The following is a 23,387-nucleotide window of genomic DNA, read 5'->3' as shown; positions in this document are numbered from 1 at the left end:
CGACCGCGATCCCTCGCGCTCGGCGAGGCGCTGGGCTGGAGGGTCTCGTCGACCTTCCCGTGATCAAGGACTGCCGTGCCCCGCAAGCGCGTCGCGATCCTGGGAGAATGGCCCTTCTCAACTCGTCTGAAGCCGACCCGGTCGCCGGCTCGCTAGGTGCGGATCCCGAAACCCGAGGAATGTATGGGCGGGTTGCCGGTCTCGGGCGGCGCTTGGAACACCACGTTCTCCGCCCGCGATGAAGTACTGCATCGCGGGCAGGCAGCGAGGCACTCCTCGTGGGACGAGCACTCGTTCGCTACAAACTGCTCACGAGTCCGCCTGTCGGCGAGTCGATGTTGCCGACCAGACTCACACGGTCGAGGAAGATGTTCCGATGCTCGCAACTGGTCTCGGGGAGCAGGAGGCAGGCGTGGCAGGCGGCCAGGTTGAGACCGTCGGTGCCCGACGGGCCGGACTCGCTGCACACGGGGTCGTTGGAGCACCAGCCTGCACGGCTCAGGGCGGCGCTCAGCGTGTCAGCGAAGCGTTGCTCGTCGGCTAGCGCAGCGAGACCACCGAGACTGCCGGCCGCGTCTGAGGACGCTGTGTAGATCAGCAGGCCGGATTGGGTCTCCTCCGCATAGATGCGCTCACGCAATGAACCGATCGGGTATCCCGCGTCGAGGCTGAACTCCTGCAACAACGCGTGAGCGAGAGAGTGAATCGCGACGAACCTGGCTGATGGAGCAGGCAAGATCGGTGCGCCCGACTCAGCACCGCGCCGCCGGAGTGACTGGTCGAGAAGCTCGTGGCGTTGTCGGGCGAGCGGTTGCTTCTCCCAAGCGGTAATTGCGTCTTCGGAGAGACGGACGAATATACCTTCGCCGAGGACCTCCGTGGCGGGTAACCAGTGAAGATGGGCTTCGCTGAGTCTGGCCAGTCGGGGATTCGTGGTGTCAGTGACCATCGGGGTCACACGGGAGAAACCTTGCAGTGCGCGAACCTCGCGCAACCTGTTCGCCCTCGACACCTGTGCGACCAAGGCCCTTACACGCACGTCCACCTCGACCCCCACACACTGGAAGGTATCGAGCGGACCGCCCTCGTTCCCGTCGACAAGAGCCCGGTACTCCTCGTCACGCAGGTCCCTGTCACTCGGCTGGGCTGTGGTTTCCAGACCCTTTCGTTGCCGGACGACATCGACGATACCGTCGACCGACAGCCCCGGTCGGCCCTCGATCATCGCAGGCAACGCTGCGGCGAGCGCACTCTCCGGTAGATGCTCGAGGACGACCCAGTGTCTGGTGACGAATTGGGCGTTCGGGCTCGACCAGGGTGGAATCGAGATACTCGAGCGGACAGCTCCGAACCACACGTTGGAGGATCCTCGCTGGAGTGCCCGCAGCGGTTTCTCGCACTGTTCGTCCGATGCATCAGGTAGCCAAGGGCGCCTGCCACCACAACTCTTGATGTTGCTGAGCGCATTGCGACCGAACGAGCCGTCGAGATCGTGCGCTGGCACGCCGCAGGAGCATTTGATGACGATGTCGGCGAGGGAGGAGGAGGAGCCTTGCGATTCGAGTGTCATCCGGTGTGGGCCGTCTGGAACATCGGAGCCGCGATGGGTCCAGTTGAAATACGGGAAGTCCTCAATGTGACCGTTCTCGCAGCATGCAACGAAACGCGACGGTGTCAGGTCCCGCAGGCAGTCCGAACACTGCATTTTCTTCGCGTCGAAGTTCCAGTGACGGTCGAGTCGCCGACACTCCGGGCAGTAGTGGTAGGTCGGGAAGCGGACAACCGGAACGTCACCGGTCCTCTTTCCGCTGGCGGGCGCGTGAAACGTGTGCACATCGAGCGAACGAGCCAACCGCGGTTCATCGACAGCGGGCGACCACTTCTCGTCCCACTCGTCGATCCCACAGATCATGAAGCTCTGGTCACCGGCCGGGAAGAGCGAACCGACTCCATAGGTCGTGACGAGCTGGCTTTGCCTCGCCTTCGGGCGCTCACCGGTCGACATCGTCCCTCACCTTCTTGTTCTTCCTCGGGGAGATGATCTTCAACGTGCTCTCCCGGTCGACATTGCGAAGACTCATCAGCGTGGGCCATGGAGGCTCGGACGGCGGGAAGATGGCCGCCAGCGACTCGCCGGTAGACGCATTCATCGCCGAGCTGCCGGCGGGAATCATGAGGCCCTTGACGTCGGGGCCTTGCTCGGCCCACCGGGCGTACTGCAGAACCTCTCCAGCTTCGACAGCATCGCTCCAGCTCTCCACAAGGCTCTCCAATGCCGCACGGACGGCAGGCGCTGAGTCGGGCTCCACCTCGACGGCTCTGGCCACGATGATGTCGACGATCTGACCGAATTCATCGGTCTCGACGGGTATCGCAACCGACTTGTCCCCGGCAGCGCCAGGGAGTAGATGGCGCGCCAGAACGACGAGCAGGCCGTGCAGCCCACGGTCCAGCGCACGGAGCGCGAACGGCGTTGCACCGGTGGCCTCGACCTGGCTGTACAGGGTGCGGTGATACGAAGTGAACGACTCGTAGTGAGAGAGATCGCGCGACCGCGACGCGTTGTAGAGAGTGAGCACAAGCCCTGGATATCGGCGTCCGACACGGCTGGTCGCCTGAATGTACTCGGAGGTTGTCTGCGGTTGGCCCATCACTGCCATCAGTCCCAGACGGTCGACATCGACGCCCACCGAGATCATGTTGGTCGCCAGCACGATGTCCGGACTTCCCGGCTCCGTACACGGTGTTTGGAGCGCCTTGAGTTCGTGCGGGATCTCGCTGGACTTCTTGCGGGACGTCAGCTCTCGTGGATCTCGGATCTCCCGGAGCTCGCTTCCGTTCCGACCCGCCACCACCTTGATCCGGTCGCGTACGTCGTCGATCGACTGGATGTAGGCAGCGCCCAGGACTCTGAGGCTGTTGAAGTAACCCAACAGGGTCCAATAGGCGTCCTTCACCTCATCGGTTGTGTCAAGATCCGCTGCCCCCTGCAGCAGAGCGGAGTAGGTGCGAACCAGCAAGGTCGCATGACTGGTGCTCGTCGCCATCAACCCGACATATCGTCGGGTTCCCTTAACGTCTGCGGGGGCGTCCACTGCGAAGAACGAATCCGAGGCATCGATCCCGGGCGGCGGGAACTGCCGCGCTTCCCGAGCGAAGACAGCCCTGACCTGCTTGGACGCGCGCCTGATCGTTGCGGTCGATGCGACGAGCTTGGGCCTCGCCCCTGATCCACGGTCGGTCGCGAGGTGGTCGATTGCCGTCTCGTAGAGACCCACCAGGGTTCCCAGCGGCCCACTGATCAGATGGAGCTCGTCCTGCACGATCAGGTCTGGTGGTGCGTCGTGCCCCGAGCCGAACAGCCGACCGCTCTCCTCCCGCCATGCAAGCATCGCGAACTTGTCGACAGTTCCGATGACGAGCGAGGGCCGCTCGCGGTACACGTCGGAGTCGACCAGATGCACGGGAAGACCGTCGTGTTTGCTGAACCTACACAACGGATCGGGACAGCGAACGGTGACCCGATCCCGATGAACGTCGGCGTCGTAGTGATCTGGCCCGAGCTCGGAACCGCACCAGGGACAGTGCAGCAGCTGCACCGGGTCACCCAGCTCACCAGGCTCCTCGCCTCCCCGCCGCTTCTTGATGGCCTTCGCCGCATTGACGGCGTTGTTCGGTGTCGCACCCTGACCGACCCACAGGCCGATCGAGAAGGGCTTCCCGTCTGCCAGGCCAGGAGTCGCCGTGCGCAGGTCTTCGAGCGCACAGATCAACCCTGCCGCGCGCTCGAACTGCTGCAAGGTGAGTAGCCGCAGGGTATAACGCATGATGACGCCAACACCTGCGCCGTCGCCGTCCTCGCCGGCTCTTCGCAGGCGCCGGTGGACCAGAGCGAAAGCGATCAGGCCGAGGTATGCCTCGGTCTTACCGCCCCCGGTCGGGAACCACAGCAGATCGGCAAGATCACGATCGGGTGCGGTTGGGTTCGAGAGCCCCTCGAGGTTCATAAGGATGAAGGCGATCTGGAAGGGCCGCCACATACCGACCACATCCGTGGGCGGCGTGCTGCGTCCAGCGCGGATCATCTCCTGCCGGACCCGCTGCTGTTGCATGGCAAGGTTCATGACCCTGAATGCCTGATTCACCCGACTGTCGGTACCGAGCAGCTCGATTCCTCGACGCATGCGATCGACAGTCACCCTTGCATCGCGAAGGTGGCCATATGCAGTTGCTGCCTGCCCCTCCGTGAGTGTGCCGAGCTCTTGCTCCTGTTCGTCGATCCACTCTGCGTACCTGTCGACAAGCCGTTCCAGCGGCTCGCGTGTTCCGGGGTCCGCGAGCGCAATCATGCTGAGATCTTCGACATCGTCGCGATCGGCCTGGGCCAGCTGCAGATCGTGCTCCGGAAAGAACGTCGTCCCAACCTCGGTGACGTGATCGCTATCGGCCCAGGTGACGGCCACACCATGTCCGACTGCAAGATGGCGCTGTTTGCGGAACAGCAGCTCGGCACCCAGTTCGTCGGCGTCCATGTGGTCAGGTAAACGGTCCGGGCTCCGATCGGCCAGTTCGCCGCCGATGGCCTGCACGCGGATCCGCGGTCGGAACCAGCACAGAGCGTCGGTATGTCCCTTCTCAGGCCGCGTGAAGCTGTTGACCAGAACCAGCGTGGCGTTGACCACGCCATGGTGCGCCGGACGGACGACGACACGCAGCATCAGACCGTCCGCGATCTTGAGTTCACTCGGCATCCCGGGAACTACGGCGACAGTCTCTTCTACCGGCCCGATTCGCACCCTTCGCCAAAGGCTGGCCCGCCTGGAGCGGGCGCGACTGGCGATGCTGCCGGCCGCCGCATCGATCTGACCGGACTGCTCGTCGGGCTCGTACCGATCGGCTTCAATCACCACCTTGATCTGCCGTGTCCCCTCGGTCAGACCGAATGTGAGCCCGACCGTCGACGGGTACCGGAGGTGGGCGAAGGAGACACCGGGGTCGAAATCGCTGTCAGGCGCCGAGCTGCCCTCCTGGTCGGGCATCTCGTCGGCCATCTCGACGATGTCTTGGGAGCCCTCGGCAGAGCGCGGGTGCAGGATTCCGACGATGTACCGCTCCAGCGGCGCTTCCGACAGGACCTCGTCGTTCGCACCCCCGTAGAGATCGGTGACCACAGCCTCGACCATCCGGTCGCGCGCTTCGTACCACGGGTCGAGGTCAGTCATCTTTCGTCGATTCCTTCCAATCGAGGTGGAGCAGACCGGTCACCATCGGCGCCAGTCGGAATCCGTTTCTCCTGGTCGATCCCGGCCGCGGGTCGACAACCACTGTCGCGACGCTCTCGACCCGTGCTCCACTGAGGGTCGGCCACGATCGTCGAGTGTGCTCGACAGCGCCTGTGCGAGAAGCCAAGTCCTCGCCGAATCGACGTGACGTGCGCGCAACCGGGATCCCGTTGTGGGAGACGGTGTAGACCGGCACTGTCAGTGTCGATTCGAAACGATCGAGCCTGAGCTCGAGCGGGTCGCCGGCCGAAACCTGCGTGGTCAGCTGCAGTTCCGCTTCCGCAGCAGAGGTAGCAAAAGGCTCGACATCTGCGACTCCGATCTCAAAGGCGAACGTCTGCCAGCGCTTGTATCCGCCCAGATACCAGCGCTCTGCATGTAGCCCCCGCGTGCGGAAGAGACGTACGAATCGGTCATCGGGGCCGTTTGCGCGCACGAGCAGCCGACGCGCCCGGGTGAGCGAGACGAAGCGGGCGCGAAGCTGTTCGCCGGGATCCGTGGCGTCCTTGAGCCAGGCGTGCTCTGGAAAGTCGACCAGTACGACGTTGTCGAACTCGAGACCCTTTGCGCGGTGAACAGTCGAGACCACGACGGGTGTCGCCGGTTGATCCATGAGTTCGGGGGGCAGCGGCCGAGAACCACGGAGGCGCTGCGCGAGGCGCAACAGATCGATCTCCGTGCCTCTGCCCCGCTCCACTCCACGTAGCGCCCGCCAGAGGAGCGCGGAGTCGAGCTCGGGACGCTGTTCGCCAACCCGCTTGTCGAACTCGTTCCGGGCGACGGTGTCGGTCGGGACGTCACCCAGCAGCCGAGCCACCCAATCGGCGATCACCCGCTGCCGGGCACCGCGACGGACCTCGACCGCCGTTCGGTTCCGCAGGACTCCTGCCACCAGCAGCGCCTGACCATTGGTCGCCGTCAAGAAGGCAGTCCTTCCCGTCCAATGCGCGGCGAGATCGACGACCTCCTCGACGGTCCCCGCCGGCACAACTGCGGCATGGAAGTCATCGAGCAGTCTCGGGTCTCCACCGGACAGAACGGCCGGGCGCAGCGCCGCCGCGGCTCTCGTATCGCGGCTTCTCGCACGGTATTGCCCGGTCAGATGCCGAACCTCGGTCGCAGGCAGGGATGCGACAGCGTCCGCCAGCTCCGCGGACGACATGGTCGACAGCGGCTTGCGCTCGTTGCGGTCCGCGCGAATCTGGAAGTCGTAGATCCCTTGCGCAGGGTCCCCGAGTAGCGAAAACCCGGCCTCTGCCGGCAACTGCTCGACGATCGCCAACAGGAACTCCGCTCGGACGCCGACGACGTCCTGTACCTCGTCGACGATCAGATGTCCTACATCGTCGATCCGCCCCCAGCCCTCGTCGCGGAGCAGTCGTGTCGCCAGCGCAATTCGCCGGTCGAAGTCGCGGTCCTCGTACTCCTCCGTGCTGAGCTCACGCAGGAGCTCAGCCGCCAAGGAGTCCATCGTCTGCACACTGACCGGTCGGGTCCCCACGCGGGCTCGAAGTCGGGCGTCGGCAGCATGCACGGCGGCGTTCGAGAAGCTGATGACCAGCAGGCCGTCGACGGGATCGATGTCCTCGTCGTCGACGAGGTGCTCGACCAGGGCGGATACGACCTCGGTCTTGCCGGACCCAGGGCCAGCGATGACGATCTGACGTGTGTCGGCGACGATGTCGACCGCTGCGAGCTGGCTGTCGTCCAGCTGCGGCTCGGTCATCGTCTGCTCCACAGGTACTCGAACTCGTTGAAGGCGAGCAGATCGCCGTACTTCTGGAAGTTGTCGAGCACGTTGACAATCAGGACCTCCTCGGATCCGCCGTTCTTCGGGCCACGGAGACCACGCCCGATCATCTGTTGGTACACGTTCGGGCTGAAAGTCGGCCGCGCGACGTAAACGGCCTGCACCCTGGGTGCGTCGAAGCCTTGCGTCAGGACGTTGTAGTTCGTCAGCACCCGGATGCGTCCGGCCTTGAACTCGTCGATGTAGTGGCGTCGAGCGGCGGACTCGGTGTCGGCGGACACAGCCATGGCAGGAATCCCCCGGTGGGAAAGGAGTGCGGCGAGCACGCGCGCGTTTTCGACCGACGGCGCAAAGGCGAGCACTGTCCAGTCCGCGGGTTGGCCCGCGATCGAGTCCACGACGCGTAGGGTGCGCGTGAGGTCGGCACCGAGACGTTCGACCACTGCCGACGGGAGTCGCCGCGTCTGCTCGATCTCGGCGGCGTCCGATTCGGTCAAGTGGACGTCTGTCCCGCCGAGAATTTCGTGTCGTACCTGGGCGAGCACGCCCATGTCCTGCAGCTCTTCGTACGGATCTTCCTTCCGGAAGGCTCCGCGGTCGAGCCGGTTCTTGCCGTAGCGACCCGCCAGACGCTCGGTCTGTTCAGCAGACGTGCCACGGAACGGCGTCGCCGTGAGGCCTATCAACGGTCTCCGCTCTTCCGATCGCACACGACTGCTGCGGCCGAGCCATTCCAGCACTCGTGTGTACGACGGCGCGATCGAAGCGTGGGCCTCGTCGACCACGACGACCGAAGCCTCACGCAGCCAGTCGTACTCGTCACCCGACCTCGTGGTCAGGGAACTCAGCTTGTCGATTGTCGCGATCACCAACTGGAACACGCCCGGCTCTTCCGACACTTCGTTGGTCGCCCAGAGCCGACCGAGCCGCATCGGCAGCTGGGGACCGATGGCCCGCCACACGTAGGTCCAGGTCTCGGCAGCCTGCTCGCACAGTTCGTCGGTCTGGGCGATCCAGACCAGTGGAACTCTCGTGGACACGTCCTCGTCACGGGCGGCGTTGACGAGAGCCTCGATCGTGACCCGGGTCTTGCCCGCACCTGTCGGCAGCGACACCATCCCGCGATCGGGGCCCACTCGGCGCAGGAGCCCGGTGATGCGCTCGGTCACGAATTCCTGAAAGTCGTGAAGCGGGCTGAGGACGGCCGGACCGTCGATCATCTCGACCGCTGCGCGAGTCCCTCCGGGGAAGCCTGCCCAGTCGGGCGGGAAGCCCAGCGAGGCGACCCACTGCCGAGTCACGCGTCGACCGGCCCACTCGCGAGGAGGTTCCAGGCCACGGTCCTCAAGGGCCGGTCGCAGCTGCTTCAGGATGCCGACGCCGTGAACGGCACGCGCCAGGGCCGCGACCTCAGTGGGGACGGCGCCGCCACGATCCTGGTCGAGGATCTCGAGAGCCTGTGCGGGCACGCATCGCCGCAGGGCGTCAGAACCTACCGCGGCGACGAGGCGTGCATCGTCGTCCGTCGCACGCTTGATCTCGTTGCGGAGGTTGTTGGTGGCCGCCTGCTCGATCTGTCCGAGGACCTTCTCGATGCCTGCCTGACCGAGTTCGAGCCCCAGGACGGAGGAGATCTGTGCGAGCTGCTGGCGCGGCGACGTCGCGGTCACAAGCAAGGTGTCGCCGTCGCGGCGGGCATCGATCGGGTGCGCGACCTGCCCGCGCGGTGTGGCGATCATCTTCACGATGCGACCGGCAGGTTGGAGCTTGAGCTCCTGGTCGGCCAGGTCGAGATGGAGCTTCAAAGGCGGGTAGATGTCGGTGAGGTAGCTCCATTCACCGGATGTCTCGATGAGGATCTCCTCCTGAAGGAGGTCCTTGCCCCTGGGCATCTTCCAAGCCTCGACGAAGCGCTCGACATCGTCGTGGTCGACCGCCATCAGAGCGGGAACCTGGGCCTCGAGCATCGACTCGTAGACGGCTGGTTCGTCGGTGACACCGATGTTTCCGACATCCACCGACTGGAGCTGTGTTCCGACGCGAACCACCAACTTGTCGCAGGTTATTCGTCCCGGCAGCCAAGAGTAGAAAGCTGCGCGCCGGGTGTCGTCGCCCGGTCCGCGCCAGGTGTCCGCCGTCTCCTTGAGCGCCACCCATTCAGCGGTGGGTAGGTCCTCGGGGTCGGACTTGACGGCCAACGCCGTGGCCCACTCCTCGGACAACTCAACGGCAGGCAGTGTCGTGGCGTCCACGGCGTCGCTCGCCTTCAGCACGGCAGTCACAGGGCGGATGCCGAACGTGGTGGGCAGGCGACCGTGCCGGGCGAGGAACCACGTCTCAGGAGCGCTCAGCGTGCCTGATCCAAATCCTGCGTTGCTCGCGTGGCGTGCATGCCACCGGGTCGGCACCGGCCGCGAGAGAAGATGCTTGGTCGCCGCCGCAATGCCTTCCGGGCTGAGCGACAGGATGGGCGCCAGCGGCCATGGTGGCGATGCGCCCTTCGCACCTGGCGTGATCTGGATCTTCGAGAACTCCGGTTTGCTCGCGTTGCGGGACTGGGCTTTGACGAAGGCCCCTCGCATCTCGTCCTCATAAAAGCTGAACCAAGCCTCTCGTGGAGCCTTGTGTCGCCAGACCGGAGCGTCGACCGCTCCGACTTCGTGCAACAGATCCGCGTCGCGAGCGTGGAACCGTGGATCGATGACGCGGTCGCGGTCACGGCTGACATCCGCGGGAATGATTCGACCTGCCAGGTAGACCTGCCCGACCGGACGCCACGTCCCTGCGGCGGTTCGTATCCGCACGTGCTGTTCGAGGTGCTCACCGAGATCCTCGGAGAGGATTCTGATCGCGGTCTCCATCGGGACCTCACGCAGCACAGCGAAGATGCCGGGCCAGATTCCTGCCGGGTTCTTGAGCCCCGCCGACGTCCTGGCCAGGGCGAGCAGCCGATGAAGTTCGCCACTCCGGTCCATGACGACGATTCCCAGCCTTTGCAGTGCGTCGCGCACCGCAGGCAGTGCAGCCAGCTCGGGATCGACGAAGTCCACGTCCGACGTTTGATCACCGTCGACACGAACGAATACCTGCCCCTTGGCAGGTGCTCTCAGCTCGCCGTCCTCAAGACGGATGATCTTCGCTCTGCGCACGCCGACGAGCGCCTCGGTAAACCTTGTGTCCCTCGCGGCCTGTGCGTCGTCCACGATGCGTGCCGCCAAGAGGATCGCTGCTGCCGACGCAGCGGCACTGCCGTCCGTGACCAGTGCCTCGAGCCATTCGTCGACCCCGGCGGCGCTCTGTGCATCGCCGTCGTCGAGACGGTCCGAGAGCATCAGTCTGACGACCTTCTTACGGCGCTCAGGACTGCTGTAGGCGCTGGGGTGAAGCCACTTGTCAACAGGGGCATTGTCGATCGCGGCCCACTGTGCCAGCCATTCCGTCGGGACGTCACCGACCCATTTCAACGCGGCCGGGGTCTTGAGGACGTTGTTGCCGTCGGGCAGCGATGGCACGCTCCGCAGTCGGCGGAAGATCGGTTCGTTGATCTCGCGATCGACCCAGTTGCGCGGTTCCAGGCCTCGCGCCGGCATGGCGTCGATGGCCGCAACCGCCTCATCGGTGCCGCTCATCACCTGGATCGCGTCGCTGAACAGCTTCGGCAGCTTCTCGAGGAGCTCGTGGTTGAAGTCGCCCTCGAGCAGGCCGGTCCGGTCGTCGCTCAGCTTCCACGGAGCGTTGACCAAGCCTGCCAACGTGGTCTCGAAATGAGTGGGGAAGTAGGCCCACAACCTTCCGAGCCGACTTCCCGGCGGAATCGGCAGGGCGTACTGCACCTCGACCTGCCGACGAGCTGCGACATGACCGCCCTCTTCCCGTGCGGCCGGACTGGGGCGGTGCACCTCACGAGTCATCGACCAGCGAGTAGTTCTTCCACCGGACCTGAGCAGCACAGTTCGGTCCGGTTGCACCTCTTGACCGATCTTGCGATCACCGAGCCTGGGCTTGGTGCCGGCGGCTGTGTTTCGGTCGTCGTCCGCGAGGTTCCGCAGTCGCGCCTGTGTGATGTGCGGGGAGAACAGCATGAATTCTGCGGGAAATTGGTACAGACGCTCCGACAGCAGGTGGCTCGAGACCGACAACGGAAGCACGACCACCGTGCTCGCCCACTCCATGAAATCGCGCAGATGGGTGTCCTGCGCGCCCTCTACACCTGGGTCGAGGGTGCGAGCCAACCGCATCGTCGGATACCGAGGAAAATCGAAGCCTGCATTCTCGAGAGTTCGCGCCGCCCAGGCCTTGTCGAAGCCGAACGACACGGTACGGCTGAGGACCATCGGCCGGCCGGAAATCGCCAGGACCGACTTGAAGCCGATGCCGAACTTGCCGATCTTCTGGTCGTCCTTCGTGGAGATGTCCGAGGCCATGATCGACCGGACGCCTTCCTCGTCGAAAGGCTCGCCGTCGTTCGCGACGTACAGGGTGTCCTGAGTGAGGAGCACCTCCACCCGTGTGCCGCCACGTCGGGCCGCATCGGAGGCGTTCTGGAGCAGCTCCTCAAGTTGTCTGGTGGCGTATCCCCCCTCGGAGATACGTCGCTCGTTGTTCGCGTCCTGGAGGACGCGGCTGGGGTCCTCGGAATACACGTTCAGGCAGATCTCAGTCTGCCCCCGGACGACTTTCGCGAGCTCCGTATCGCCGCGCTCCCAACCGTGCACCCCGACCTCCAACCGCAACGAACCGTCACCGGCCCTCGAAACCTGCGCCGGCCCGGATCGATGATGTGAAACCGGCTTCTGATGGACACCGCGCAGCGTCCGCGTGGCCGAGTTCACAACCACTCGGCAGGATGTTCCGCCTCACCGGACAGTCCACCCGGGCGCGCATAGCACGCGGGCGCCGAGCTACTCGCCGTCCGCAACCGCTAGATTTACTGGCGTCTCAGAGGCAGATACGCGGCCCTGGGAGGCACTGCACCGAGGCCAAGCCTTGTCGAGAGCACGATATGAGGTCCGGCGGACACTCTCGGTCATCTCGCTGCTCATACGGAGCACCCAGAACCTGTGACCACGCTTGCGAACCCTCAAGTAGAGTCCGTCCGCCGTGTAATTGCGGTATCCGATCGTCCTATTCGCGACCATCTGGTTCCCCCCACAGGAATCGGCGCGACGGCGAGCACCTGCCTCACCGATTACCCCTGGCACTATGCACTGACTACGCTGCGTTGCCAAGAGGCTAATCACAGATAGTTATCTTCATCGCCGCAGATCTCTGGTGCACGGTTATCGGACGGCAAGTCCGGCATTCAACGCTCCACACAGTCCGCTGATGACGCAGTGGCGACCGGCCTGCGGGTCTGCCTGCCGGGACTACTCGGACTGCCTCCGCGAGTGTCCCCGGGCCATTCGGTCCGCGCCTTGATGTCATTCAGCACGTGCGCCGCCACACGCACCGCCGGCCATACCCGGTGCTGGCTGGCCACCTACCAACGCCGTCGTTCCCCAGAACCGGCGCAAGTCTCATAACAAGGCCGACACCAGCAATCTCTCAAAGGTGCTTAGTACACATCCCATCGGTATGCTGCACGCCTTGCTGGAGCCTAGAAGCTCGCTGCTCCTCACTCGCCTCCGCCGACGCCGCGAGCAGAACAGCTTGTAGCGGTTCCCGAAAGCACAGCCGACATCCACTCGCGCCCTTGCATCGGCGACCGGCCGGACCCATTTGCTCAGACCCGACGCTGGGCCACGGCACCCCACCATCTCGATCCAATGCCGTGGTCCAGATAGCCAACCCCACAATCTGGCCCGCCGGCATCGGTGAGATCAGCAGATCGCACTCGATTTGCGCTGAAGACCGAGGCGAGCAGCCCTTTCCGACCCGCTACCAGCCGCGCTCGGCGAGGCGGTGCGGCTGGGGGATCTCGTCGACGTTGATGCCGACCATGGCCTCGCCCAGACCGCGGGAGACCTTGGCGATCACGTCGGGGTCGTCGTGGAACGTGGTGGCCTTGACGATCGCCTCGGCGCGCTGGGCCGGGTTGCCCGACTTGAAGATGCCGGAACCGACGAACACGCCCTCGGCGCCGAGCTGCATCATCATCGCGGCGTCGGCCGGGGTGGCGATGCCGCCGGCGGTGAACAGCACCACCGGGAGCTTGCCGAGCGCGGCGACCTCCTTGACCAGCTCGTACGGCGCCTGCAGCTCCTTTGCGGCGACGTAGAGCTCGTCCTCGGGGAGGTTCTGCAGCTTGCGGATCTCCTGGCGGATCTGGCGCATGTGCGTCGTCGCGTTGGACACGTCACCGGTGCCGGCCTCGCCCTTGGAGCGGATCATCGCCGCGCCCTCGGTGATCCGGCGCAGCGCCTCGCCAAGGTTGGTCGCACCGCAGACGAACGGCACGGTGAACTGCCACTTGTCGATGTGGTTGGCGTAATCGGCCGGGGTGAGCACCTCGGACTCGTCGATGTAGTCCACGCCGAGGCTCTGCAGCACCTGCGCCTCGACGAAGTGACCGATCCGGGCCTTGGCCATCACCGGGATCGACACCGAGGCGATGATGCGGTCGATCATGTCCGGGTCGCTCATCCGGGACACGCCACCCTGCGCGCGGATGTCGGCGGGGACCCGCTCCAGCGCCATCACCGCGACCGCACCGGCGTCCTCGGCGATCTTGGCCTGCTCGGCGGTGACGACGTCCATGATCACGCCGCCCTTGAGCATCTCCGCCATACCGCGCTTGACCTTGGCCGTACCGGTCTGGGGAGTCTGGTTCTCGGTCACTGCTTCCTCCTGGTCGTGGGGCTCACTGTCCAGGTTAGGTGGCGGGCGGCATCGATCTTCAGTCCACCTTGGATCAAGTGGACTGGTTGATCGCCTGACCGAGCCGGGCGACCACGAGCCGCAGGGTCGACGGGGGCGCGGTGAACGGAATGCGGATGTGCCGGCGGTCGGTGCCGTCCGGGGTGAACAGGTCGCCGGCACCGAGCAAGAGGTTCTGTTCGCGGGCTTTGTCGAGCACTCGTCGGGCTCTGGTCTCGGTCAGCTCCAGCCAGAGCGTCATCCCACCGGTAGGCGTGGGCCAGGCCACACCGTCGAGTGTCTTCAGCCCGGCCTCCAGCGCGTTGAGGTTGGCTCGCAGCCTGGTACGGCGCCGACTGATCACCTTGTCGAGTCTGTGCAGGATGGCCTGGGCAAGGAGGTCGTCCAGCGCGCTGGGTGACGCCACGCTGAGCTGTGCGGCGGTGTTGATGCGTCTGCGCAGCTGTTTGCCGGTTCTGACCCAGCCGACGCGCAGTCCGCCCCAGACGATCTTGCTCAGCGATCCCACGCTGACTGTGCGCGGGTAGCGGCTCAGTGGCTCGGCCTGTTGACCACTGGCCAGCCAGAGCGGTCGCATGGTCTCGTCGCTGATCAGGGCGGCGCCGTACCGCCGGGCGATCTCGACTACCGCTGTACGACGATCAGCCGGGAGGCTGAGCCCGGTTGGGTTGTGGTTGTCGGCCTGGAGGTAGATGACCTTCGGGCGGTGCCGCCTGCACAGGTGTGCGAGCTGGTCGGTGTCCCAAACGCCCGCCGGCCACCCAGCGACGTCCAGCCGGTGCTTTCGGAGCAGGTCGAAGGCAGCTGGGTACGTCGGGGTCTCGGTGATCGCCACGCCCGGTCCGAGATCCAGTCCGGCCAGTGCGGCGTTCAAACCGGCCGCTGCGCCGACTGTCAGCGTGAGTTGATCGGGCTCGGTGGGCACGCCTTCTGTAGTCAGCCTGGCGGCTAGTGCCGCCCGAAGCTCCAGCGAACCACCCGGCGGGGGCCCGTCACCACCCATGGCCTGCGGGAGGCCGTCCTCGATGATCTGGGCAGCCGCCTCGGCCACGTCATGCGGTGCCGCGGTGGTTGCGAACCGCAGGTCCAGCACGGGCTGGTCCCCCGCCGTCACCGTCGACGCCGGCGCAATCGGGTCCAGCAGCCGGTCGAGCGGCCGGATCACGGTCCCGGAACCACGCTTGGTCTCCAGCACCCCGTCGTTCCGGAGATTGTCCAGCGCCCGTACGACGGTCACCCGGCTGAGGTTGAGCCGCTCCGCCAGCACCCGCTCCGACGGCAGCCGAGACCCGATCGACAGGTCCCCCCGCTCGATCCGCCGCAACACCAGCGCCTCGACCTGCTCGGTCTTCGTCCCATCCGCCGAATCAAGATCCGCCGCCCGCCACATAAGTCCAGTCTCCCACCACTGGCCTGCTATCCCCTGCCCCCACCACCCGGTCCCTGCACCGATCACCTCGTGCACCATCCGTCCCCCCGGTCGACTTTGCGGGGGGCTCGAGGTGGAGTGCGGGGTTGTCGGTGGGGGGTGTGAGGATCTGGGTATGGACGAGCGGTGGGCGATTGCGCCGGAGGAGGATGGCGGGGCGGTTCTCGTCGCGCTGCATCCGGACGGGCAGCCTGCCGGCGAGATCGTGCGCGAGCCGGACCTCGTCGCCGCGGTTGCGTCCCGCCCGCAGGTGACGCGGTGGGTCTGGCGATCGTCTGCGGAGATCTATCCCCGGTTGCTGGCCAACGGCGTCCGGGTTGAGCGTTGCTACGACCTGGAGAACTCCGAAGGTCTTCTGTTGGGTCACGAGGGCCGTCTCGGCGAACCACGGTCGGCCGCCGCCGCCTGGGCGCGGCTGACTGGCGCCCCGGTCCCACCCGATCCGCCACTGCGTGGCGTCGTACCAGGCGAGCAGTCTTCTCTCTTCGAGGTCACTGCGGAGCCCGTCCCGTTCGAGGCACTGCTCCGGGTGTACGCCGATCAACTTCGACGGCACCAACTGGCCGAGTATCCGGACCGGATGCGGTTGCTCACGGCATCGGAATCCTCGGGGATGCTGATCGCAGCCGAGATGGACCGCGCCGGGTTGCCGTGGAGCGCCGACGCGCATCGACAGCTGTTGACCGAGCTCCTGGGCGATCGGTTCGGCGGCACTGGCGAGCCACGCCGCCTGACCGAGCTCGCCGACGAGGTGTCCGCGGCCTTTGGTCGGCGGGTGCGCCCGGACCTACCTGCCGACGTACTGAAGGCCTTCAAGCAGGCGGGTTATCAGCTCAAGTCGACCCGGCGCTGGGAGCTCGAGACGATCGACCACCCGGCCGTTGCGCCGCTGGTCGAGTACAAGAAGCTCTACCGGATCTACACCGCGAACGGGTGGAGCTGGCTGCACGACTGGGTCCACGACGGTCGCTTCCGGCCGGGCTTCGTTCCTGGCGGGACTGTCTCCGGGCGCTGGATCACCAACGGTGGTGGCGGTCTCCAGATTCCTAAGGTGATCCGTCGCGCAGTGGTCGCCGATCCCGGCTGGCGGTTGGTGGTGGCCGATGCGTCCCAGCTGGAGCCGCGCATTCTCGCTGCGATCTCCCGCGATCCTGCGTTGATGGAGGTCGCGAGTGATCCCGGTGACCTCTACAAAGCCGTGTCGGACCAGGCGTTCTCGGGTGATCGCGCACAGGCGAAGATCGCCGTACTGGGCGCCATCTACGGCCAGACGTCCGGCGACGGGCTCAAGAACCTGGCCATGCTCCGGAAGCGATTCCCATTGGCCGTCGCCTACGTGGACGACGCCGCCCGAGCCGGCGAAGAAGGCCGTCTGGTCCGCACCTGGCTGGGCCGAACCAGCCCACCCACCGGCCACCCGCTGGACGAGGCAACCCTCGAAGGTCCCCCGGCCGAAGATCTCCCCACCGACGCCCGCAAAGCCCGAGCCTGGGGCCGCTTCACCCGAAACTTCGTAGTCCAAGGCAGCGCCGCCGACTGGGCCCTCCTGATGCTGGCGGCCCTCCGCCAGTCCCTGACCGGCATGAAGGCGGAGCTGGTCTTCTTCCAGCACGACGAGGTCATCATCCACTGCCCCGCCGACGAGACCCCCGCCGTCACCAACGCCATCCAGTCCGCCAGCAACACCGCCGGCACCCTCACCTTCGGCCAAACCCCCACCAACTTCGCCTTCACCACCGCCACCGTAGACAACTACGCCGACGCCAAGTAGTCCGCAGTGAGGTCGGCAGAGCGCGGTGAAGTGTGGGTACTTGGAACCGACTGGTGCTCCGGGACGCGGAACGGGTTGCGGGACGGCTGCGTCTGACGGGCCGTGGGGCGTAATCGAAATGATGCTTTGGACCGGGTATCGGCGACTTGACGACCGCAGTATGTTCTGCGGGTCTCGTCAGGACCTAACAGAGGAGTGACGTCATGGCATTCGGGAGGAAGGGGCGCGAAGAGCGTCTCAACGTGCTTCAGAACGGCGGACAGTTGTCAGGGCGCAAGGCCAAGAAGCTTGCCCGGGAGCAGGGCCGCGGCCGTGTGATCGACGGCAAGGTCTACAACACCAAGGGCAAGGTCATCAAGGACTTCAACCAAGGGAAGTAGCCAGAGCCGGCCGATCCGGGGCGACACTGCCCTCACGGGCCGTCCGGCCAAGAAGGCCACCCGGTCCGGTGGTCTGGGTGACGACGGCAAGGTTCAGGACACCGTCGGCCGGGTGACCGGCGACTACTCCAAGCGCACCCCAAGCGGTACAACGAGTACGGCGGCTGAGCAGTGAACAACGCCCCGGTGATGCCACGCGCGTCACCGGGGCGGCGTCTTTTGTGACCAGGTCGCCATGGCCGGAGTTGGCCTCGCGAGAATTCTCCGGACTGCCGGCAAGTAGTGGTCTAAATTCCCGGAAACAACTGGTCTAATCGACGAGTCTCTCCCAGTTTCTCTCGATTGATCAGGTAGTTGCCTAGAGCCAATGACCCTTTGCTTCGATAGTTTCAAGACATTCGTTCGGCAAACACAGAAAGTAGGGCGACGACATGGCTTGGGGCGACAAGAAGCGCGAGCAGAAGGCCGCGAAGGAACGCGGTAAGGACCAGGACGCCGCTTCGGAACTGAAGGGCAAGATGGCGCTCGGCGGCAAGATGTCCGGCAAGCAGGCCGCACGCGCCGCCAGGGCGATCAACCAGGGCCGGGGCTAGGGCGAAAGAGCGACACTGTGTTCGGCAGCAAGAAGGAAGCGCCCAAGAAGGGCAAGAAGAAGATGTCCAGGCGCGACTCCAAGGCGGTCGGCAAAGTTGGAGGACGCCATGGAGAACGGCGGCGTGATGAAGGGCCGTCAGGCCGCGCGCGCCGCGCGGGCAATGAACAAACGAGGCTTGGGTTAGCTGCGCAATTCGGCCGGCAGGCCGAATTGCGCGGCGTTGGTAGTTTCGTACGCGGTGATTTCTGCGATCAATCGGCCTTCCAGTCGAAAGATGTCAAGGCCGAAAAGATGGAAGCCGCCGGTAGCCGCAGGCCGGCGGAGGTAGGCGGCGAGGGTGGGTTGGCGGTTGACGGTGCAGGGGAGGAACCGCCACTCGCCTCGGTAGGCCGGGGTGAGGTTGGGGATCAGCGAGCGCAGTGCGTCCTCGCGGCCCTCGAACCAGAAGGGGTACGGCGGCATCGTGATGCGGATGTCCTCGTGCATCAGGGCGGCCAGGGCCGACGGGTCGGCGGAGTCCCACGCGGCCATGTAGCGCTTCAGGAGTTGCTGCTCGTCGGCGGAAGCATCCTGGGCGGACCACTCGGTGCGGTGGGAGGGGAGGTGGTCGCGGAGGACCGGGCGGGCTCGTTGGAGGGCTGAATTGACTGCAGCTACTGACAGGTCGACGGCCTCCGCGGTTTCGCGGGCGGACCAGCCGAGGACGTCGCGGAAGATCAACACGGCACGCTGGCGGGGTGGAAGGTGCTGGATCGCCAGCAGGAAGGCGAGTTCGATGGTCTCGCGGCGGATCGCGACAGCGTCGGGTTCCTCGGCGCGGTCGAGGAGTACGTCGGGGAACGGCTGCAGCCACGGCACATCCGCGCGCGCCGGTAGCGCGATACTCGGGAAGGACGCGGGCTCGAGCTGGTGCGGGAGGACTCGTTGCGGACGGCGTACGTCGTCGATGCAGGCGTTGGTCGCGATTCGATAGAGCCAGGCGCGCAACGACGAACGGCCCTCGAAGTCGTCGCGCCGGTGCCAGGCGCGCAGGAACGTCTCCTGGACCATGTCCTCGGCATCGTCGTACGAGCCGAGCATCCGGTAGCAGTGCACCCGCAGCTCGTGCCGGTAGCGCTCGGCGTCCTCCAGGTCGGCGTCCTCCAGGAAGGTCAACTCCCGTCCTTCAGTTCGATCGTCGACGGCATCGACGCGTGCCCGGCGAGGCGGAACCAGCTGACCAGTCGGCGTTGGCGGAGGTCGCGCGTCGACACCACGATGTCGTTGTGGAACCGGCGCGCCAACTGGACCCGCCGCATGGCCAGTCCCAGTTCACCGGACCATGGTTCCACGTCGGTGCCGGTGGCATGGATGGCGCGGGTGAGCGCGGACTCGGCCTGCTCGCGCTGCTCGGTCCAGAGCAAGGCCGCCGTACGGGCGCGATGGGCCGCGTCGAGGAGTAGGAGCGAGGACGCCGGGTCGAGGATGCCCGCACCGGCCAGCTCGGCGACCAGGGCCGACCGGCGGGCGAGCTCGGTCTCCAAGGAGGCCCGGGCGAAGTCGACCCGGTTGTGCAGGCGATCCAGGCGGCCGGCGGTCCAGCTCGCGTAGGCGCCGAACAGCAGCAGTACGACGCCGATCGCGAGCAACGCCCAGGACACCTTCACGGTCCTATTCGATCATCGATTACGGAGCGCTGACGGTCCGGCCGAATCCGGTAGTCGCCGCAGTGCGCGCCACTAGCGTCGGGACCATGGCTGATATCGGTGTGATCGGTGGATCGGGCTTCTACGAGTTCCTGGACGACGCGCGGACCGTCGAGGTCGAGACGCCGTTCGGAGCGCCCAGCGAGCCCCCCGTGGTGGGCGATCTGGACGGCCGCGAGGTCGCGTTCATCCCCCGGCACGGCGCCGATCATCGCTTCCCGCCCCACCGGGTCAACTACCGCGCCAACCTGTGGGCCCTGCGCGAGCTCGGCGTACGACAGGTGCTCGCACCGTGCGCGGTCGGCTCGCTCAAGCCCGAGCTCGTGCCCGGCACCTTCGTCGTCCCCGATCAGTACGTCGACCGCACCTGGGGCCGGGCCCATACGGTGTACGACGAAGCCCCCGTCGTACACACCTCCGTGGCCGATCCGTACTGCCCGACCGGCCGGGCCACGGTGATTGCCACCGGCAACGTCATCGGTGAAGGCACACTCGTGGTGATCAACGGCCCGAGATTCTCGACCCGCGCGGAATCCCAATGGCACGCGGCCCAAGGCTGGTCGGTCGTCGGGATGACCGGCGCACCCGAAGCCTCGATCGCCCGGGAACTCGCGCTCTGCTACACGTCGATCGCGGTCGTCACGGATCACGACGCGGGCCTCGAGACCGGGACGGGCGTGACGGAGGCTGAGGTGTACGCGACCTTCAAGCACAGCATGGTGCGGTTGCAGGACGTCCTCCGAGAGGTGATCGGCCAACTCCCCAAGCCGGATGCCGACTGCACCTGCCGGCACGCACTCGACGGGACGGCCGCGCAATGAGAGTCCTCCTGACCGGCGGCGCCGGGTTCATCGGGCAGCACGTCCACCACCAACTCGTTGCCGAGGGCCACGAGGTCGTCGTCCTCGACTCCTTCCGCCCCGACGTCCACGCACACAAGCCGGAGCCGCGCCCTGGACTGATCATCGGCGACGTCCGCGACGCCGAGACCGTCCGGCGAGCGCTCGACGGGATCGACACCGTGATCCACCTCGCCGCGAAGGTCGGGCTCGGCGTCGACCTCGACGACCTGGACGACTACGTCTCCAGCAACAGCCTCGGTACGGCGGTACTCCTGCGGCAGCTCGCACACGCGAAGATCCAGCACCTCGTCTACGCCAGCTCGATGGTCGTGTACGGCGAGGGCCGTTACGACTGTGCCGTCCACGGGCAGGTCGCGCCCGGGCCGCGCCGTACCGAGGATCTCGACGCCGGACGGTTCGAGCCACCCTGTCCGATCTGCAGCAAGCAGCTCCAGCCCGGCCTGGTCGAGGAGGACGCCGTACTCGATCCGCGGAACGCCTATGCGGCCAGCAAGCTCAACGGCGAGCACCTCGGCGCATCCTGGGCCCGCGAGACCGGCGGGCACATCACCGCCCTCCGCTTCCACAACGTCTACGGGCCGGGTATGCCGCGGAACACGCCGTACGCCGGAGTCGCGGCGATATTCCGCTCGATGCTCGAATCCAACCAGGCACCGCGGGTCTTTGAGGACGGACGCCAGCGCCGCGACTTCATCCACGTCCGCGACATCGCCGCGGCCGTCACGATGGCGGCGGGTGCCCTCCTCCACCAACCGCCCGTCACCGCCTACAACGTCGGCAGCGGCACCATCCACACCATCGGCGATGTCGCCACTGAGCTTTCCCGCGCGTATGACGGCCCGCCGCCGATCGTCACCGGTCAGTACCGCCTGGGCGACGTCCGCCACATCACGGCGTCCTCGGACCGCCTTCGCCACGACCTGGGCTGGAAGCCGGCCTACGACCTCACCACCGGCCTGGCCGACCTACTGAGTGCTGGGTAGATCGATCTGGAAGGCGCAGCCGCCGTCGATGTTGCTAACGGCAATCTTGCCGTCGTGCGATTCGACCACGCCGCGAGCGATCGCCAGACCCAGACCGCCGCCGCTCGAAGCACCGGCTTCTGGGGTCCGTTGTTCGTCCCCGCGCCAGCCGATGTCGAAGACACGGTCGAGGTCGTCGGTAGGAATGCCACCGCAGCCGTCGGTGACGGCCAGCCGGACCCGGCCGTCGGATTCACGGTCGACGGCGACCGTGACAGTTCCGCCGGGAGCGGTATGGCGGATCGCGTTGCCCACCAGGTTGGTCACCGCACGGGTCAGTTCATCCGGATCGCCTTGGACCGCAAGCCGATCGTCATCAACAGGGGTCGACACGGACAGCTGGACACCAGACGAGCGCGCGTGCTCGTTGTTCTCCCCCGCCACGTCCTCGGCCAGCTCCCGCAGACTGACCGCAGATCGGCGCCGAGGCAGTGGCGCCGCGGACAACCGGGAAAGCTCGAACAGGTCATCGACCAGCCCGGTCATCCGATCGACCGTCGCCCGCATCTGCCGCAGCGCACCGGGTACGTCGTCGATCACGCCGTCCTCGAGCCCCTCCGACACGGCCCGCAACCCGGCCAGCGGCGTCCGCAGATCGTGGGACATGAAGGCCACCAGCTCGCGCCGGCTCGCTTCCAATGCCCGCTCACGGTCGTGCGACGCGGACAGCTTGCGACGCGTCATCTCCAACTCGTCCGTCAGCTCCGCCAACTCGGCCGGGACCGCACCGGCGAGCGCAACCGGAGCGTCGTACGACGTCCCCAGGTGACGCAACCGCCGGCCGACATCCCGCGACCCCGTGCTGATCCAATGCCCGAGCAGAACCGACATTCCCAGCCCGAGCAGGGCCGCGAATGCCAGCGTCCACAGCACCACCCACGAGTCGTGCGAGGAGATGAACATCGCCCGCACGCTCTGCAGCACCGCCGCGAGCGCGGCCGCCATTGGAGCCAGCGCCACCACGATCATCGTGATCCGCAACGAACGCCGCCGGAACTGCCACAGAATCGCGGCACCGAGCGCGGCGACCACCAAGGTCCACAGCGTGGTCAGCGCCAGGATCGTGAACATGTCCTTGTTCATTCGGCATCTCCGACGAACCGGTAGCCGGTCCGTGGCACCGTGAGGACGAGCCGCGGATCCGACGGATCCACCTCGATCTTCTCCCGCAACCGCCGTACATGGACCGTCACAGTCGAGGAGTCACCGAAGTCCCAGCCCCACACGCGACGCAACAGCTCGGCCTTCGTGTACGCCTTGCCCGGATGCGACACCAGGAACGCCAGCAGGTCGAACTCGCGGTGCGTCAGCGACAGCTCGACCTCGTTCAGATACGCACGCCGCGCCGCCGTGTCGACCGTGATCGGACCCGCGCTCAGCTTTGTCGGCGTCAGATCGAGCCCGGCCAGCCGTTCCTCGCGCCGCAGCATCGCCTGCACCCGGAGCGTCAGCTCGCGCGGGCTGAACGGCTTGACCACGTAGTCGTCCGCGCCGACCTCCAGCCCGACCAGCCGGTCCTCCTCCTCGCCCCGTGCGGACAGCATGATCACCGCGGCCCCGTCGTCGGCCGCGCGCATCCGGCGCAGCACCTCGAGCCCGGACAGGCCGGGCAGCATGACGTCCAGTACGACGACCGACGGCTTCCACTGCTGCCACACTTCGACCGCGGCGACACCGTCGGCCACCACACGGGCGTCGTACCCGGCCTTGGTCAGGTACGCCGAGACGACGTTGGACACGGTCGGGTCGTCGTCGACCACGAGTACACGAGTTGCCACGGTCAGAGCCTAGATC

Annotated in this window: 15 protein-coding genes; 5 read left to right on the top strand and 10 right to left on the bottom strand. The window is 66.2% G+C overall.

Annotated features, from left to right (window positions below; genetic code table 11):
• Positions 1-298: 298 nt before the first annotated feature.
• From AB0L70_RS33855 to AB0L70_RS33830, 6 genes are all read right to left on the bottom strand, one after another.
• Positions 299-2,005, bottom strand: coding sequence for a DUF1998 domain-containing protein (locus tag AB0L70_RS33855; RefSeq protein ID WP_363690872.1), 1,707 nt, complete (start codon positions 2,003-2,005; stop codon positions 299-301).
• Positions 1,992-5,222 (bottom strand): helicase-related protein, encoded by a 3,231-nt coding sequence (locus tag AB0L70_RS33850; RefSeq protein ID WP_363690871.1) that lies wholly within the window; start codon positions 5,220-5,222, stop codon positions 1,992-1,994. The genes AB0L70_RS33855 and AB0L70_RS33850 overlap by 14 nt, the downstream gene beginning before the upstream one ends.
• Entirely contained in the window at positions 5,215-7,008 is a 1,794-nt protein-coding gene (locus AB0L70_RS33845; protein ID WP_363690870.1) for a UvrD-helicase domain-containing protein, read from the bottom strand. The genes AB0L70_RS33850 and AB0L70_RS33845 overlap by 8 nt, the downstream gene beginning before the upstream one ends.
• On the bottom strand, positions 7,005-11,747 hold the full coding sequence (locus AB0L70_RS33840; RefSeq protein ID WP_363690869.1) for a DEAD/DEAH box helicase family protein: 4,743 nt from the start codon (positions 11,745-11,747) through the stop codon (positions 7,005-7,007). Before AB0L70_RS33840 ends, AB0L70_RS33845 begins: the two co-directional genes overlap by 4 nt.
• Positions 11,748-12,909: 1,162 nt before the next feature.
• Complete coding sequence (pdxS, locus tag AB0L70_RS33835; RefSeq protein WP_363690868.1) at positions 12,910-13,809, bottom strand: pyridoxal 5'-phosphate synthase lyase subunit PdxS; 900 nt, start codon at positions 13,807-13,809, stop codon at positions 12,910-12,912.
• Between the two features lie 73 nt (positions 13,810-13,882).
• Positions 13,883-15,238 carry a PLP-dependent aminotransferase family protein gene (locus AB0L70_RS33830; RefSeq protein WP_363690867.1) on the bottom strand — a complete coding sequence of 452 codons (1,356 nt, stop codon included), beginning with the start codon at positions 15,236-15,238 and terminating at the stop codon, positions 13,883-13,885.
• Positions 15,239-15,392: 154 nt separating this feature from the next.
• Here AB0L70_RS33830 and AB0L70_RS33825 point away from each other — a divergent pair, with 154 nt between their 5' ends.
• The 3 genes from AB0L70_RS33825 (at position 15,393) to AB0L70_RS33815 (ending at position 18,021) form a co-directional block, all read left to right on the top strand.
• Positions 15,393-17,048, top strand: a complete 1,656-nt coding sequence (locus AB0L70_RS33825; RefSeq protein ID WP_363690866.1) for a bifunctional 3'-5' exonuclease/DNA polymerase — start codon at positions 15,393-15,395, stop codon at positions 17,046-17,048.
• A gap of 203 nt (positions 17,049-17,251) precedes the next feature.
• Positions 17,252-17,428 (top strand): hypothetical protein, encoded by a 177-nt coding sequence (locus AB0L70_RS33820; RefSeq protein ID WP_363690865.1) that lies wholly within the window; start codon positions 17,252-17,254, stop codon positions 17,426-17,428.
• Positions 17,429-17,859: 431 nt separating this feature from the next.
• Positions 17,860-18,021, top strand: coding sequence for a hypothetical protein (locus tag AB0L70_RS33815; RefSeq protein ID WP_363690864.1), 162 nt, complete (start codon positions 17,860-17,862; stop codon positions 18,019-18,021).
• A 182-nt stretch (positions 18,022-18,203) separates the two neighbouring features.
• Here AB0L70_RS33815 and AB0L70_RS33810 read toward each other — a convergent pair whose 3' ends face one another.
• Positions 18,204-19,178, bottom strand: a complete 975-nt coding sequence (locus AB0L70_RS33810) for an RNA polymerase subunit sigma-70 (RefSeq protein ID WP_363690863.1) — start codon at positions 19,176-19,178, stop codon at positions 18,204-18,206.
• Positions 19,175-19,669, bottom strand: coding sequence for a hypothetical protein (locus tag AB0L70_RS33805; protein ID WP_363690862.1), 495 nt, complete (start codon positions 19,667-19,669; stop codon positions 19,175-19,177). The genes AB0L70_RS33810 and AB0L70_RS33805 overlap by 4 nt, the downstream gene beginning before the upstream one ends.
• A gap of 86 nt (positions 19,670-19,755) precedes the next feature.
• On the opposite strand from AB0L70_RS33805, the gene AB0L70_RS33800 reads away from it, so the two are divergent.
• Both AB0L70_RS33800 and AB0L70_RS33795 read left to right on the top strand, forming a co-directional pair.
• Complete coding sequence (locus AB0L70_RS33800; RefSeq protein WP_363690861.1) at positions 19,756-20,529, top strand: S-methyl-5'-thioadenosine phosphorylase; 774 nt, start codon at positions 19,756-19,758, stop codon at positions 20,527-20,529.
• Positions 20,526-21,554 carry an NAD-dependent epimerase/dehydratase family protein gene (locus AB0L70_RS33795; protein ID WP_363690860.1) on the top strand — a complete coding sequence of 343 codons (1,029 nt, stop codon included), beginning with the start codon at positions 20,526-20,528 and terminating at the stop codon, positions 21,552-21,554. The genes AB0L70_RS33800 and AB0L70_RS33795 overlap by 4 nt, the downstream gene beginning before the upstream one ends.
• Here AB0L70_RS33795 and AB0L70_RS33790 read toward each other — a convergent pair.
• Together AB0L70_RS33790 and AB0L70_RS33785 are read right to left on the bottom strand one after the other, a co-directional pair.
• Complete coding sequence (locus tag AB0L70_RS33790; RefSeq protein ID WP_363690859.1) at positions 21,537-22,676, bottom strand: HAMP domain-containing sensor histidine kinase; 1,140 nt, start codon at positions 22,674-22,676, stop codon at positions 21,537-21,539. The genes AB0L70_RS33795 and AB0L70_RS33790 overlap by 18 nt on opposite strands.
• Positions 22,673-23,371 carry a response regulator transcription factor gene (locus AB0L70_RS33785; RefSeq protein ID WP_363690858.1) on the bottom strand — a complete coding sequence of 233 codons (699 nt, stop codon included), beginning with the start codon at positions 23,369-23,371 and terminating at the stop codon, positions 22,673-22,675. The genes AB0L70_RS33790 and AB0L70_RS33785 overlap by 4 nt, the downstream gene beginning before the upstream one ends.
• Positions 23,372-23,387: the final 16 nt, after the last annotated feature.

The organism is Kribbella sp. NPDC051952 (assembly GCF_040680855.1).
Taxonomy (GTDB): domain Bacteria; phylum Actinomycetota; class Actinomycetes; order Propionibacteriales; family Kribbellaceae; genus Kribbella.
Note: the sequence above shows the minus strand (reverse complement) of the source record. Positions and strands in the feature narration are given on the sequence as shown.